Source organism: Saccharococcus sp. Marseille-Q5394, assembly GCF_946901335.1.
GTDB classification, from domain to species: Bacteria; Bacillota; Bacilli; order Bacillales_A; family Planococcaceae; genus Sporosarcina; species Sporosarcina luteola_C.
Genome location: NZ_CAMPPQ010000002.1, coordinates 369,957 through 383,140, shown reverse-complemented (window position 1 = coordinate 383,140; position 13,184 = coordinate 369,957). Strand labels below are relative to the sequence as shown.

Below are 13,184 nucleotides of genomic sequence, written 5' to 3'. Positions count from 1 at the left end.
CATGCGATGTGTACTTCTCCTTATCAAAGCTTTCGTTCTTTTAAATGAATGTACGTTAATTGTACCTAGAAAATGTCTAAAGTCAACTAAATCAATTACGCCTGAGCAAATTTCGAAACCCGTTCAATCGCTTTCTCCTTGCCAATCAATGCGATGGAATCCGGCAATTCCGGACCGTGCGTCTGTCCTGTCGTTACCACACGGATCGGCATGAAGAGATTCTTCCCTTTATGACCCGTTTCCTTTTGCACCTCTTTGATCGCTGCTTTAATTGAAGCAGGATCAAATGATTCAAGGGCGGATAACTGGCGTTGGAAGGATGCCATCACTTCCGGAACTTGCTCACCCGATAGGATCTCCTTGGATTGTTCATCATATTCAATATGATCATTGAAGAATTGGGCGGTCAATTCGACGATTTCCGCTCCATAGCTCAACTGCGCCTGGTAAAGGGCGATCAGATCGTGCACCCAGTTGCGTTGCTCTTCCGTCATCTCTTCGCTAACACGTCCTGCTGCTTGAAGATGCGGCAATGTCAATTCAATCACTTCATCCAAGCTGAGCTTCTTCACGTATTGGTTATTCATCCACGTAAGCTTCGTCTTATCGAACATGGACGGCGATTTGGAAAGGCGGCTTTCGTCGAAAAGCTTGATCAATTCATCCTGCGTGAAAATCTCTTCTTCTCCGCCTGGCGACCAACCGAGCAACGCGAAGAAGTTGAACATCGCTTCCGGCAAATAACCGAGGTCCTTGTACTGGGAAATGAATTGGATGATTGATTCATCCCGCTTTGAAAGCTTTTTCCGCTCTTCATTTACGATTAACGTCATATGTCCGAAGCGCGGATACTCCCAGCCGAATACATCGTACACCATCAATTGCTTAGGCGTATTCGTCAAGTGCTCCTCACCACGGAAGACATGCGAGATTTTCATCAGATGGTCATCGATGACAACCGCGAAGTTATATGTCGGGATGCCGTTTGCTTTTACAAGCACCCAGTCGCCGACGTCTTTCGATTCGAACGCCACTTCGCCACGGACGAGGTCATCCACCGTATAGGTTACGTTTTCAGGTACGCGCATGCGAATCGTGTAAGGCATGCCCGAAGCTTCCTTTTCGGCAACTTCTTCGGCAGTCAGATGACGGCAAGTCCCGCCATACATCGGCGCTGCGATTCCGGAAGCCTTCTGCTTTTCACGCTCCGCCTCCAACTCCTCCGTCGTACAGAAACATTTGTAGGCATGCCCACCGTCGAGCATATCCTGCGCATATTTCGTGTAGAGATCAAGGCGTTCCATCTGACGGTAAGGACCATATTCCCCGCCGATATCGACGGACTCGTCATGATGGATCCCCAACCATTTCAGGTTGTCCAGCTGGGAAAGTTCGCCTGCTTCGATATTCCGTTCCGTGTCGGTATCCTCGATGCGGATGATGAATTTTCCTCCATGATGCTTTGCGAAAAGATAATTGAACAATGCTGTCCGGGCTCCGCCGATATGTAAATGGCCGGTCGGACTCGGCGCATAACGTACACGTACTTCTGTTGTCATTTGAGTGCATCTCCGTTCTTGATTAATTCAAGTGTCATTTTATCACTGCTTCGTCCAATTTGAAAGGGCTCAATCTTTCATGAGAAGGATGGTAGCCATTGAGGCGATCCCTTCTTCCCTGCCGACGAATCCAAGTTTTTCGGTTGTTGTCGCCTTGACATTCACCTGCGTTGTATCTGCATTCAGCAATTCTGCAATGCGTGCGCGGATCGTCTCGATATGCGGCGCCATTTTCGGTCTCTGCGCCATGATTGTGCAATCGATATTGCCCAAACGATAGCCTTTCGTCTCTACGATCTCCCATACTTTTTGAAGAAGGACCGCTGAATCCGCATCCTTGAATGCCTCATCCGTATCCGGGAAATGCCTGCCGATATCCCCTTCCCCGATTGCACCAAGCGCAGCATCTGTCACTGTATGCAATAGGACGTCCGCGTCGGAATGCCCCGTCAATCCTCTTTCGTAAGGAATGGTAATGCCGCCGATGATCAATGGCCGACCTTCCTCAAATTGATGTACATCAAACCCTTGTCCTATCCGAATCATTGGAAATCCTCCTGCCGTCTCTGTTTCAAGAGGACCTCGCCAAACAGGAGATCCTCCTTCGTCGTCATTTTAATATTGTCATACGTACTTTCTACAACTCTAACCGGGTGTCCCAGCCGTTCGACGATCATCGATTCATCCGTCCCGAGGAACCCTTCAGATTCGGCTTTCTCGGACGCTTCCTTCAAGAGGTCGTAGCGGAACGCTTGCGGCGTCTGGATCGCCCAGAGCTTCGAACGGTCCACTGTCTCTTCGACGATGCCGCCTGGTGCAACCTTCATCGTATCCTTCACTTGGACACCTGCGATTGCGGCGCCATGTTCTTGGGCTACGTCCACAAGCTCACGGATGACATCCAGGTTAATGAATGGCCTCGCCGCATCATGCACGAGGACCACCCCTCCCTCTGTATGAGCATTGATGCAAGCCGCAACGCTTTGCTGCCGCTCCACTCCACCTTCAACGAGTGCAGCCACTTTCGCAATACCGAAACGCTCGAGCATTTCTTCGATATGAAGCTTTTCCTCGTCCTTCACGGAGAGAATCATCCCCGCGCAATCGGGATCCTGTTCGAACACATCCAAAGTGTGTATGAGAATCGGCTTGCCCGCCATCTCCAAAAACAGCTTGTTGAACCCGGCACCCATACGCCGTCCGCTCCCCGCTGCCGGGAGCATCACTGTATATGTCTTCATCATCGTTCCTCAGCTTTCTTCATCAATGCGCCTGTTAATGCGCCTTTGCAGTTTTGCCGTTCTTCGGCTTCGCGAAAATCATACGGCCCGCGGAGGTCTGCAGCACGCTCGTGACAACGACATCAATCGCATTGCCGATATGCATTCTGCCATCTTCAATGACGATCATCGTGCCGTCATCCAAATACGCGACGCCCTGATTATGCTCCTTGCCATCCTTTATGACGACGACATGCATCTCCTCACCAGGGATGACGACAGGCTTCACCGCATTGGCCAGATCATTGATGTTCAAAACTGCTACACCGTGCAGATCCGCCACTTTATTCAAGTTGAAATCGTTTGTCACGACATGACCGTTCATGCTTTTCGCGAGACGGACAAGCTTCAGGTCCACTTCCGCAACGTCCGCGAAATCTTCGTCAGTAATCAATATGCTCGGTCCGTCATCCGTCTGCAAACGCTTCAGGACATCGAGTCCACGCCGCCCTTTAGTACGTTTCAATGAATCGGATGAATCGGCGATATGTTGAAGCTCTGTCAATACGAATTGCGGTACGACGAGAAGCCCTTCCAGAAATCCCGTTGACGCGATATCCGCAATCCTTCCGTCAATAATGACACTCGTATCCAAGATTTTATGGATCTTAGCATCCTGCTGCGCTGCACCTTCCGCGCCATCCCTCTTTTTCGGATTGCTATTCCGCGCCGCAAAAATGGCGTGGGAAAATTCTTCACGTTTTTTAAATCCAACCTGGAAACCTAGATATCCGAGAAGGATTGAAAGAAGGACAGGCAGAATGGACGTAATAATAGGAATCTCCACACTGCTCAACCCGAAGCTGACGAGAAAAGCGACACTCAAACCGACCATCAGACCGATCGTTCCGAATAATAAATCGAAGATAGGAGCCTTCAACAGACGGTCTTCCATCCACTTAATGAAATTCACAATCGGATCCGCGATGAAAAGGCTTAGCAAATATAACACGATCGCCCCTAGGACAGCAGCTACGTAAGGATTATCAATCATCGGCTTTGAAGTAAAGGAAGATAAAGTGAATAAATACGGTAAAAATAATACGCCGAGTGTTCCTCCGATCAGCAGCAGTCCAGCTTGAACTACTCTTTTCAACATGCATAACACCTCCATTCTGTTACTGATAACTATACACGTTTTCCATGCCCTTCGCCGTTTTGAACCATCAAACTCAATGTTTTTCCGACAAGTATAGGACACACAAAAGATAGTGAAGTTCCTTGCATTGCAAAATCAGGGAAATAGGACTCCCTTTAAAAAGTCTCATCCCTTTTCATATTTTACGAAAATGCGATGTTTAATGCCTCACTTATCGTTTCGACGCCAACGACTTGAATCCCTTCCGGAAAATCCCACCCGCCGATATTCGATGATGGAATGACGACTTTTTCGAACCCTAGTTTCGCCGCCTCCGTTACCCGCTGTTCTATGCGTGAAACACGGCGCACTTCGCCCGTCAACCCCACTTCGCCAATGAAGCAGTCGGTAGCTCCTGCCGCCGCATCCCGGTAGCTCGAAACGATGCTGACGAGGACAGCCAAATCGATCGCCGGTTCATCCAGCTTTACGCCGCCAGCAACCTTAATATAGGCGTCCTGCGCTTGTAAAAGCATGCCCATCCGTTTTTCCAGAACAGCCATCAAGAGCGAAACGCGGTTCTGATCGATCCCGGTTGCCATCCTCTTCGGGTAATTGAAGCTTGACGGAGTTATGAGCGCCTGGATTTCGACGAGGATTGGACGGGTCCCTTCCATCGAAGCGACGACGGTCGATCCCGCACCGCCCTGAGACCTCTCCCGCAGGAACAGTTCGGACGGATTCAAAACTTCCTTCAAGCCGGATTGCAGCATCTCGAAAATCGCAATTTCATTCGTCGAGCCGAAGCGGTTCTTCACACTTCGCAAGATCCGGTACGTATGATGCCGCTCCCCCTCAAAATAGAGGACAGTATCCACCATATGCTCGAGAAGGCGTGGACCTGCAATTTGTCCGTCTTTCGTCACATGGCCAACAATGAAAATGGCGATGTTTTGCGTCTTTGCGATACGCATCAGCTCAGCCGTACATTCCCGCACTTGCGAAACACTGCCTGGAGCGGATGTGACTTCGGGATGGTGGATTGTCTGGATCGAGTCGGCAATGACAAATTTCGGTTGCACGTCATTGATCGTTTCATGTATCTTCGCCAAATCCGTCTCCGCATAAATATAAAGTTCATCCGACGCAACACCGAGACGCTCAGCGCGCAGCTTCGTCTGTCTGATGGATTCCTCACCAGATATGTAAAGGACGCGCTGTTTTTGATTGGCGAGAAGGGAAGACACTTGTAGCAGCAACGTCGATTTCCCTATGCCCGGATCCCCGCCGATCAAGATGAGCGAACCCGGGACGATCCCGCCGCCGAGCACCCGATTCAGTTCTCCAAGCTCCGTCTTGACCCTCGGTTCCTCCATTGTTTCAATCGCGCTGATCGGCATCGCTTTCTGTTGGATGTTCTCCGTGTGCTTAAAAGCCCCGCGCGGACCCTTGCTTACAATTTCGACTTCCTCGTCCATTGTATTCCACTCGCCGCAGCCCGGACATCTTCCCATCCATTTCGGCGATTCGTACCCACAGTCCCTGCACATGAATTTCGTTTTCCGCTTTGCCATATGTACCTCCATATACGAAAAGGACAGCCCTTTCCCGTAGATAGCGAACTCTACGGGAGGGCCATCCTATTATTGATTTTCTGTCACTGCTACGCGATCCGTCTTGACGACGAACTCGCCTTCCTCTACATCGACGATTACTTTTCCGCCTGTGAGCACTGTTCCGCTCAACAACTCTTCCGAGAGACGGTCTTCGACATGTTTCTGCAAAGCCCGGCGCAACGGTCGTGCACCGTAATCCGGATCGTATCCCACTTCGGAGATTTTGTGTTTCGCTTCATCCGTCAACTCAAGCGTAATATCCTGCTCCGCAAGACGCTTCGTCAACTCGTTTGACATGAGAGAGACGATTTCACGCAAGTGTTCCTTCTCAAGCGAGTGGAAGACAATCATTTCATCGACACGGTTCAGGAACTCCGGACGGAACGCTTTTTTCAACGCCTCAAGCATCGTCGATTTCATGCCTTCATAATCGCGTTCTCCGTCTTGCAGATTGAAGCCGACGTAACGATTCGATTTCAATGTTTCCGCCCCGACGTTGGACGTCATGATGACGACGGTATTACGGAAATCGACTGTGCGACCTTTTGAATCCGTCAATCTTCCATCCTCAAGTACTTGCAGTAGAATATTGAAGACATCAGGATGCGCCTTTTCAATCTCATCAAGCAGGACGACTGAATATGGCTTCCTGCGGACTTTTTCAGTCAATTGACCGCCTTCTTCATAACCGACGTACCCTGGAGGCGAACCGACAAGACGCGACGTCGCATGCTTCTCCATATACTCGGACATATCGATGCGGATCATCGCATCTTCATCCCCGAACATCGCTTCCGCAAGCGCCCTTGCAAGCTCAGTCTTCCCTACACCAGTAGGTCCGAGGAAGATGAATGAGCCGATTGGCCGCTTCGGATCCTTCAATCCTGCACGGGCTCTCCTGATCGCTCGTGAAATTGCTGTTACGGCTTCCTTCTGCCCGATAACGCGTTCATGCAGAAGTTCTTCCATGTTCAACAACTTGGCAGTTTCCGTTTCCGCGATCTTCGCTACTGGAACTCCCGTCCACATTGCGACTACTTCCGCAATGTCGTTCACTGTCACTTCAGATTCCTTTTTCCCTTGCTTCTCTTTCCATTCCGTCTTGGTCTTTTCGAGCTCTTCTTTCATTTTCTGCTCTTTATCGCGGAATGATGCCGCCTTTTCGAATTCCTGGCTTTGCACCGCGGCATTCTTTTCGTGGCGAATCGCTTCAAGTCTTGCTTCAAGCTCCTTCAAATTCGGAGGTGTCGTATATGAACGGAGACGTACTTTCGATCCCGCTTCATCGATCAAGTCAATCGCTTTGTCTGGCAGGAAACGGTCAGAAATGTATCGATCCGACATCTTCGCAGCCGCATCTATTGCTTCATCCGTAATTTTTACACGGTGATGCGCTTCATATCGATCGCGCAAGCCCTTGATGATCAAAATCGTTTCTTCGACAGTCGGTTCATCGACTTGAATCGGTTGGAAACGTCTTTCGAGAGCTGCGTCTTTTTCGATATATTTACGGTATTCATCAAGCGTCGTCGCCCCGATGCATTGTAATTCCCCGCGGGCAAGCGACGGTTTCAGGATGTTGGATGCATCGATCGCCCCTTCAGCTCCTCCAGCGCCAATCAGTGTATGCAATTCATCAATGAATAGAATGATATTGCCAGCCTGACGGATCTCCTCCATCACTTTCTTCATGCGGTCCTCGAACTCGCCGCGGTATTTCGTACCCGCAACGACCGTACCCATATCCAATGTCATGACGCGTTTATCACGCAGGATTTCAGGAACTTCATTATTAACGATTTGAAGCGCAAGCCCTTCCGCAATTGCAGTTTTACCGACACCCGGCTCTCCAATTAGTACAGGGTTGTTCTTCGTACGGCGAGCCAATACTTCGATCACACGTGTGATCTCCTTGCTGCGGCCGATGACCGGGTCAAGCGTCCCTTCACGTGCCACTTCCGTCAAATCGCGAGCAAGGCTGTCGAGTGTCGGTGTAGATGCGGATGATGAAGTGCCTTGATTGCCGACAGAGCTGTCATTGCTTCCGAGCAATTGGAGCACTTGCTGCCTTGCGCGGTTTAAGCTGACTCCCGCATTATTTAATACACGGGCAGCCACGCCTTCCCCTTCACGGATGAGCGCAAGCAAAATATGCTCAGTGCCGATATACGAATGGCCGAGCTTCCTTGATTCATCAACAGAAAGCTCGATGACCTTTTTTGCTCTTGGCGTGTAATGAACAATCGGTCCGACTTCCTTCGATCCGGAACCGACGAGGCTTTCCACCCCTTTTTCAATCGTATCGAAACTGATGTCGATCGCTTCCAATGCTTTCGCAGCGATGCCGCCGCCTTCCCGTATGAGTCCCAATAAAATATGCTCGGTACCGATGGATTCATGTTTCAGTCTGATTGCTTCTTCCTGTGCAAGCTGTAGGACCTTTTGTGCCCGCTGTGTAAAACGATTGAACATCATATTCAATTCCACTCCTTCTATAAGTAACGTCCATCCTGTCCCCACTACCTAAAGTGCGGAATAGGAATTCCTCTTACTCTATTCCTATGGATCAAGAAGCAATCCAATTCCACTAAATTGACTTTGACCATCTTTGACGTAAGTATAATAAAAAGAAAAATCCGTTGCAAAAGTATTGCTCAGTTTTCTTTATTATTTTCATTGGTTTGTTGTTCAGAACGCAGCCGTTCCCTGAAAAGATCGGCTCTGAATATATCTCTTTCCTCCGCTGTCAAATCTGCTTCGGCATATTGCTGAAGGAAACCAGGTTGCATGAAGATCATCAATTCATTCAAGATGGACATATCCACATCTTCAATGATGCCCAGATCGATGCCTAGACGGACATCCGAAAGGCAACGGGCCGCTTCCCCTGATGGCAGGAGTCTTGCATACGAAATGATGCCGAGCGATCGGAAAAGCTTGTTCTCCAAAGCTACTCGTGATTTGGAAAGGAGGAGTTCTCGTGAGCGCCTCTCATGTGCGATAAGCCTAAGCGCAACATTTTTCAAATCGGAAAGGATCTCTTTCTCCGGTTTGCCCAAAGTCGTCTGATTCGAAACCTGATAAATGTTGCCCGGTGCTTCGCTGCCCTCTCCGTAGCTTCCCCGGACGATCATCCCTAGCCTTGCAATTGCCGGAATGATGCGCTCGATCTGCTTTGTAATTGTCAACGCCGGCAAATGCATCATGACGGACGCTCGCATGCCTGTACCTGTGTTTGACGGACAGCTCGTCAAGTAACCGAAATCCTCGTCGAAGGCATAAGGGAGCTTATTTTCCAAATAGTTGTCGACTGAGTCTGCATGATCATATGCATTTTCCAACTGAAAGCCTGGATAGATGCATTGGATGCGGATATGGTCCTCTTCGTTCAACATGATACTCAGCGTCTCGTCTTCGGACAGGATGACCGCGCCGTGTCGCTTCACATCCGTCAATTGTGGACTGACTAAATGCTTCTCAATGAGCACTTGCCTTTCAAGACCGGGAAGCTCCGACATCTTCATATAGGCATACCCTTTTTCGTCGGAAGTAAGCAAGGCAGCCGAAACTTGCGAATCGACTTTCTCCGCCTCATCGGCCGTGAACGCGATCGGGAATCGGAATCCCCTTAAATTCCGGGCCAAGCGGATCCTCGTCGACATGACGATATCCGAGTGCTCCCCATGCGACGTCATCCAGCCTGTAACTGCGCCTTTCATGAATTTATTAATTGACATCGCTGCCATCACCTCCATTGCCGCACTCCGCCAAACGCTCTTTTAGCGCATTCGCTTCGTCCCTCAATGCGGCGGCATCCTCAAATCGTTCCATCTCAATCGCTTCCTGCATTTTCGAACGGATTTCCTCGACCTTTTTCTTCAAGGCGAATCGTTCGTTGAAGGAATCCGGGATTTTTCCTACATGGGTCGTGTGCCCATTATGGAGCTTGCTGAAAACGCGCGGCAGTTGTCCCCTGAACGTGTCATAGCACGTCGGACAGCCGAACTTTCCGATGTCGAGGAATTTTCTGAACGTCAGTTTGCAGTCGGGGCAAATCGGTCCGTCCGGCATGCTGTCCCTTGACTGCTGAAAAGGCTGGATCGATTCACTCCCGCTGAACCAGTGTGAAAGGAATTGCTGAATCGACAACGGTTCCTGACTTGGATCAAAATGAAACACTTGTGTTTGAAACGCACATTTCTCGCATAGATGGCGTTCCGCCGACCCGCCCATTCCCTCCTGGGTAAAAATCACGGAAGCCGGCCGTTCTTTGCAATTGTCGCATAGCATTGTCTGCCACCTCGTATTCGTTGATTTCTAATCAAGCTGTCTGTAGATAAGCGTTTGGAGCATCGCCTGCAAAATCCGTCCCCGGATCATGTCACGTTCAGGCAGTGGGTAATGTAGAGTCGTCCTGTCCACTGCTGCTAGGATGATCCTTGCCTCCCTCTCCGAAACAACTTCTTCATTCAACAGCCTGTAAATGATCCCTTCGGCCATCGTGTATGTCGCGCCTTGTTGGATTCCTTCTAAAATATGTTCAATCAATTCCTTATGCGAATTCGTTTGGACTCGGTAAATCCGGATATAGCCTCCGCCGCCCCGCTTCGATTCGACGGCATAGCCGCGCTCCACGGTAAATCGTGTGTTGATGACATAATTTATTTGCGAAGGCACGCACTGAAATTTTTCTGCCACTTCACTCCGTTTGATTTCAATCGTCCCGCTATCTTCTTTTTCGATAATGGCCTTTAAATATCCTTCAATAATGTCGGAAATGTTTCGCATGATGTCACCTCTTTTCTTCCGGTGATAAGTCATTGACTTTGACTATCTTTGACTTAATTGTACATGAAAATACATTCTGCGTGCAATTGATATGCAAGTTAACGGAGTCTATCCATTTGTACAAACTCTTATTTATACAGGATGGGATATTTAACAATAATCGATACGACTTGGCAGAGAATGTATCGATATTATTGGAATGAAGTAAAGTAAGGACAATTATGAGCTTCCAAAAAAGCATAAAATGTTCGCAATGCTCATAAATCGTTGGGAAAGTCCATAAAGCGTTGCAGAAGCGCATAATTGCTATAAAAGACGCATAAATCGGTAAAATTACTCATAAACGCTCGTAAAGACGCATAAAAGGCAGCCTCCGAAATTCCGGAAGCCGCCTTTATTTTATTCTATTGTACTGTTTTTCATTTCCTTGACCGGCAGGAATAGTTCGCCCGTTTCAAAATAGGTGATTGTTAGATGGTCACCTTCCTGGATGTAAATGGCGAGCGGAACAGCTTCGGTGGAGACGATATAGTTCCGGCCGTCGTCGGCAAGGATTGACACGATTGTAAAGTCGCCGGCGCGTTCCTTGTAGACACGGACAACGTTGACAGACGCTTTTCCTTCCTCGGCATTCGAACTGCCGTCGACTGTGCTACCGCCACGTTGTAGTGCTGTTTTATAAAGTCTTAATGCTTCGTTCGGCGAATTGGCGAAAACGGAAATTTCCGGGTTTGCCGCCGACACGATGAAATAGTTTTGTAGGAAGCCGTTTGAATCCAGAACAGGCGTCAGCCAGCTCGCTTCCCCGTAAAAGTTATAGAGCACCGGCATTTCCCCGGCCCATTTCTTTTCGATGAATTTCTTTTCGATAATTTGAAGAGCACCTTGGGAATCCATATACGACTCTTCCAGATTGCCGGTATAATACGTCGCCTCGCCGGTGCGACCATCCGTCAATGCATAGCCTAACATCGAGTCGACTCCTTCTTTCGGGCTTGTGAAATCGGTGAAGTAATACATATGCCCGTTTTCGTCAAACACCGGGCTAACATTCGATTCCGTCCCTTCGTCCGAAGGAAGCTTCACATCTTTCTTCCCGACAATCGAATTCCAGAATCCGTGGACGTATTTTCCGAAATAACTGTTTTGGAGACTGACTGCCTCAGGTGAAACCGCTCCATCGATGAATTCAGGGACTTGCGAAAGCGGGTATCGGCTCACTTCCCCGGAAGCAGGGTCGACCATGACGATCCCTTGGACATCAAATCCATTTCTTGCTGTAATAAAATGCCCATAGGATCGGATATAATGCGGCTTTCCTTCATCATCGATTTCAAGTTGTACATCCCCGTAAAAGATGAGATCCGGCATCGCCATCCGCATATGGCGTTCTACTTGTTTGTGGAAGAACGATGATGGTGTATACGACATTTCCGTCTTGACGAACTTTGGATTGTCCGCCGAATCGGTCGCGCTCATCGTGAAATATCCTGGAGTAGTCTTTCCGTTTATCCATTTGAAGAAGCCCGAGAATTCGACAGGCGCGATGTAAACGAATTTCCCATCGACTTTTTGGATTTGTAAGTTGCCTAGCTCATAATAGCTCGTATTCGGCACTTGACCGAACGCCTTCTTCATTTTATTCCGGGCGAATTTTGGTGGAACGCTTGCTGGCGTCTTCGTTTCGTCGAACGCCTTGATTTCCACTTGCTGATCCATTTCGACTGCTTTGTATTTTTCATTCGCATTGAAAAGTGGCGCACTTAGGATGAACGCACTTCCCGCCAATGCCGCTAAAAACAGGATTACCTTGGCACTTCTTTCCCTCCCGGTTGAAAGCACGGCGCCCGCTAGAGTAGCGATGAGAGCCAGCGCCCACACCGACGTCCAGTTCCGGTCGAGATTCGTGACGTAATAAAGGCCGAACGTGAGCACCGCCACGGCTGCGACTGTTGCAGAAAGCGCTCCGATCCGATTAAAGGCGGGTTGCCCTTCTGTAGTAGTGGATGTCAACGGCATGATGATCATTGCGGCAACGATGCCAACGACCAATGAAAACAGCAATAAATTTATCATATGAACACTCTCTTCTTTTGAAATTAATCCCCCTCTACTATACGGATGAGAATGGCATACGATTCGTTTTATTGGTGGATTCCATAAAAAAACTATCTGCATCTGTGGAAGCTCCACATTGCAGATAGCCAGTTTTGTACATATTAAAGTGCACGCCTGATTCTTAGAACCTTATACATCCGGTGACCGAAAATCCCCGCGAGAACCGAGAGCAGAATGTCTTTCGGCAGTGGAGGCACCATCCAAAGCCATGCCACCTTATACGTAAATGCGTCCGGCGCAGCGGCCCATAGCTTGTATGCAAAGTACATCCAGTTCGTGCCGATGACATAATTTACGACGAGTCCTACAAGAGCCGCGATGACATAACTGCGCAAACTACCGTTCTTTTCGACAATTTTCCCTACTACGTACGCGACAAGGATGAATGAGACGATGAAGCCGAATGTCGGAAGAAGAATTGCTCCGAAGCCCCCATGGAATTTTGCGAAAACCGGCGCGCCTACCAAGCCGAGCGCCATGTAAACCGTCATGGAAATTGCACCGAGCCGGCTTCCGAGAAGGAGACCCGCCAAGACGGCGAAGAAGGTTTGCAGCGTTATCGGAACCCCACCAACAACGAGGAACGGCACAAAAAATGTAATATTCGCCCCGATCATCATCAATGCCGCAAACATCCCGCAATAGACGAGACTGAGCGCACTCATCCCGCTTTTTGTTTTCACTGTAGCTGTTGTCATAATCCACCTCATAATTTTAGTTATCGTAAATAGAATAAAAGTTAACT

At 48.9% G+C, this 13,184-nt stretch carries 11 protein-coding genes and 1 other annotated feature (1 of these 12 only partly in view); all 11 genes read right to left on the bottom strand.

Features of this window, described 5'->3' with window-relative positions; all coding sequences use genetic code 11:
- Window positions 1-36 (bottom strand) — a binding site (T-box leader) (it extends 186 nt beyond the left edge of the window).
- A 59-nt stretch (window positions 37-95) separates the two neighbouring features.
- The 11 genes from gltX to OC538_RS12265 all read right to left on the bottom strand — a co-directional run bounded on the left by gltX (window position 96) and on the right by OC538_RS12265 (window position 13,137).
- Entirely contained in the window at window positions 96-1,559 is a 1,464-nt protein-coding gene (gene gltX, locus OC538_RS12315; RefSeq protein WP_262175802.1) for a glutamate--tRNA ligase, read from the bottom strand.
- Window positions 1,560-1,628: 69 nt separating this feature from the next.
- Window positions 1,629-2,105: a 2-C-methyl-D-erythritol 2,4-cyclodiphosphate synthase gene (gene ispF, locus OC538_RS12310; RefSeq protein ID WP_262175799.1), complete on the bottom strand. Its 477-nt coding sequence runs from the start codon at window positions 2,103-2,105 to the stop codon at window positions 1,629-1,631.
- Window positions 2,102-2,800: a 2-C-methyl-D-erythritol 4-phosphate cytidylyltransferase gene (gene ispD, locus OC538_RS12305; protein ID WP_262175797.1), complete on the bottom strand. Its 699-nt coding sequence runs from the start codon at window positions 2,798-2,800 to the stop codon at window positions 2,102-2,104. Before ispD ends, ispF begins: the two co-directional genes overlap by 4 nt.
- Before the next feature lie 34 nt (window positions 2,801-2,834).
- Window positions 2,835-3,938 carry a PIN/TRAM domain-containing protein gene (locus tag OC538_RS12300; RefSeq protein ID WP_262175795.1) on the bottom strand — a complete coding sequence of 368 codons (1,104 nt, stop codon included), beginning with the start codon at window positions 3,936-3,938 and terminating at the stop codon, window positions 2,835-2,837.
- Window positions 3,939-4,120: 182 nt separating this feature from the next.
- Complete coding sequence (radA, locus tag OC538_RS12295) at window positions 4,121-5,491, bottom strand: DNA repair protein RadA (protein WP_251695540.1); 1,371 nt, start codon at window positions 5,489-5,491, stop codon at window positions 4,121-4,123.
- Window positions 5,492-5,560: 69 nt separating this feature from the next.
- Complete coding sequence (locus OC538_RS12290; RefSeq protein ID WP_251695897.1) at window positions 5,561-8,008, bottom strand: ATP-dependent Clp protease ATP-binding subunit; 2,448 nt, start codon at window positions 8,006-8,008, stop codon at window positions 5,561-5,563.
- Window positions 8,009-8,187: 179 nt separating this feature from the next.
- The gene (locus tag OC538_RS12285) at window positions 8,188-9,270 is read right to left on the bottom strand and encodes a protein arginine kinase (protein WP_251695541.1); all 1,083 of its coding nucleotides are present in this window, start codon (window positions 9,268-9,270) and stop codon (window positions 8,188-8,190) included.
- Window positions 9,260-9,823 (bottom strand): UvrB/UvrC motif-containing protein, encoded by a 564-nt coding sequence (locus OC538_RS12280; protein WP_251695542.1) that lies wholly within the window; start codon window positions 9,821-9,823, stop codon window positions 9,260-9,262. Before OC538_RS12280 ends, OC538_RS12285 begins: the two co-directional genes overlap by 11 nt.
- A 27-nt stretch (window positions 9,824-9,850) precedes the next feature.
- Window positions 9,851-10,321, bottom strand: a complete 471-nt coding sequence (locus tag OC538_RS12275) for a CtsR family transcriptional regulator (RefSeq protein ID WP_251695543.1) — start codon at window positions 10,319-10,321, stop codon at window positions 9,851-9,853.
- 399 nt (window positions 10,322-10,720) lie between these two features.
- Window positions 10,721-12,397, bottom strand: coding sequence for a hypothetical protein (locus OC538_RS12270; protein WP_251695544.1), 1,677 nt, complete (start codon window positions 12,395-12,397; stop codon window positions 10,721-10,723).
- A 143-nt stretch (window positions 12,398-12,540) separates the two neighbouring features.
- The gene (locus OC538_RS12265; protein WP_251695545.1) at window positions 12,541-13,137 is read right to left on the bottom strand and encodes a biotin transporter BioY; all 597 of its coding nucleotides are present in this window, start codon (window positions 13,135-13,137) and stop codon (window positions 12,541-12,543) included.
- Window positions 13,138-13,184 lie beyond the last annotated feature (47 nt).

What these genes read in the sequence shown, in the direction of transcription:
- gltX (WP_262175802.1), bottom strand. Translation starts at nt 1,559, where the DNA reads ATGACAACAGAAGTACGTGTACGTTATGCGCCGAGTCCGACCGGCCAT.
- ispF (WP_262175799.1), bottom strand. Translation starts at nt 2,105, where the DNA reads ATGATTCGGATAGGACAAGGGTTTGATGTACATCAATTTGAGGAAGGT.
- ispD (WP_262175797.1), bottom strand. Translation starts at nt 2,800, where the DNA reads ATGAAGACATATACAGTGATGCTCCCGGCAGCGGGGAGCGGACGGCGT.
- OC538_RS12300 (WP_262175795.1), bottom strand. Translation starts at nt 3,938, where the DNA reads ATGTTGAAAAGAGTAGTTCAAGCTGGACTGCTGCTGATCGGAGGAACA.
- radA (WP_251695540.1), bottom strand. Translation starts at nt 5,491, where the DNA reads ATGGCAAAGCGGAAAACGAAATTCATGTGCAGGGACTGTGGGTACGAA.
- OC538_RS12290 (WP_251695897.1), bottom strand. Translation starts at nt 8,008, where the DNA reads ATGATGTTCAATCGTTTTACACAGCGGGCACAAAAGGTCCTACAGCTT.
- OC538_RS12285 (WP_251695541.1), bottom strand. Translation starts at nt 9,270, where the DNA reads ATGTCAATTAATAAATTCATGAAAGGCGCAGTTACAGGCTGGATGACG.
- OC538_RS12280 (WP_251695542.1), bottom strand. Translation starts at nt 9,823, where the DNA reads ATGCTATGCGACAATTGCAAAGAACGGCCGGCTTCCGTGATTTTTACC.
- OC538_RS12275 (WP_251695543.1), bottom strand. Translation starts at nt 10,321, where the DNA reads ATGCGAAACATTTCCGACATTATTGAAGGATATTTAAAGGCCATTATC.
- OC538_RS12270 (WP_251695544.1), bottom strand. Translation starts at nt 12,397, where the DNA reads ATGATAAATTTATTGCTGTTTTCATTGGTCGTTGGCATCGTTGCCGCA.
- OC538_RS12265 (WP_251695545.1), bottom strand. Translation starts at nt 13,137, where the DNA reads ATGACAACAGCTACAGTGAAAACAAAAAGCGGGATGAGTGCGCTCAGT.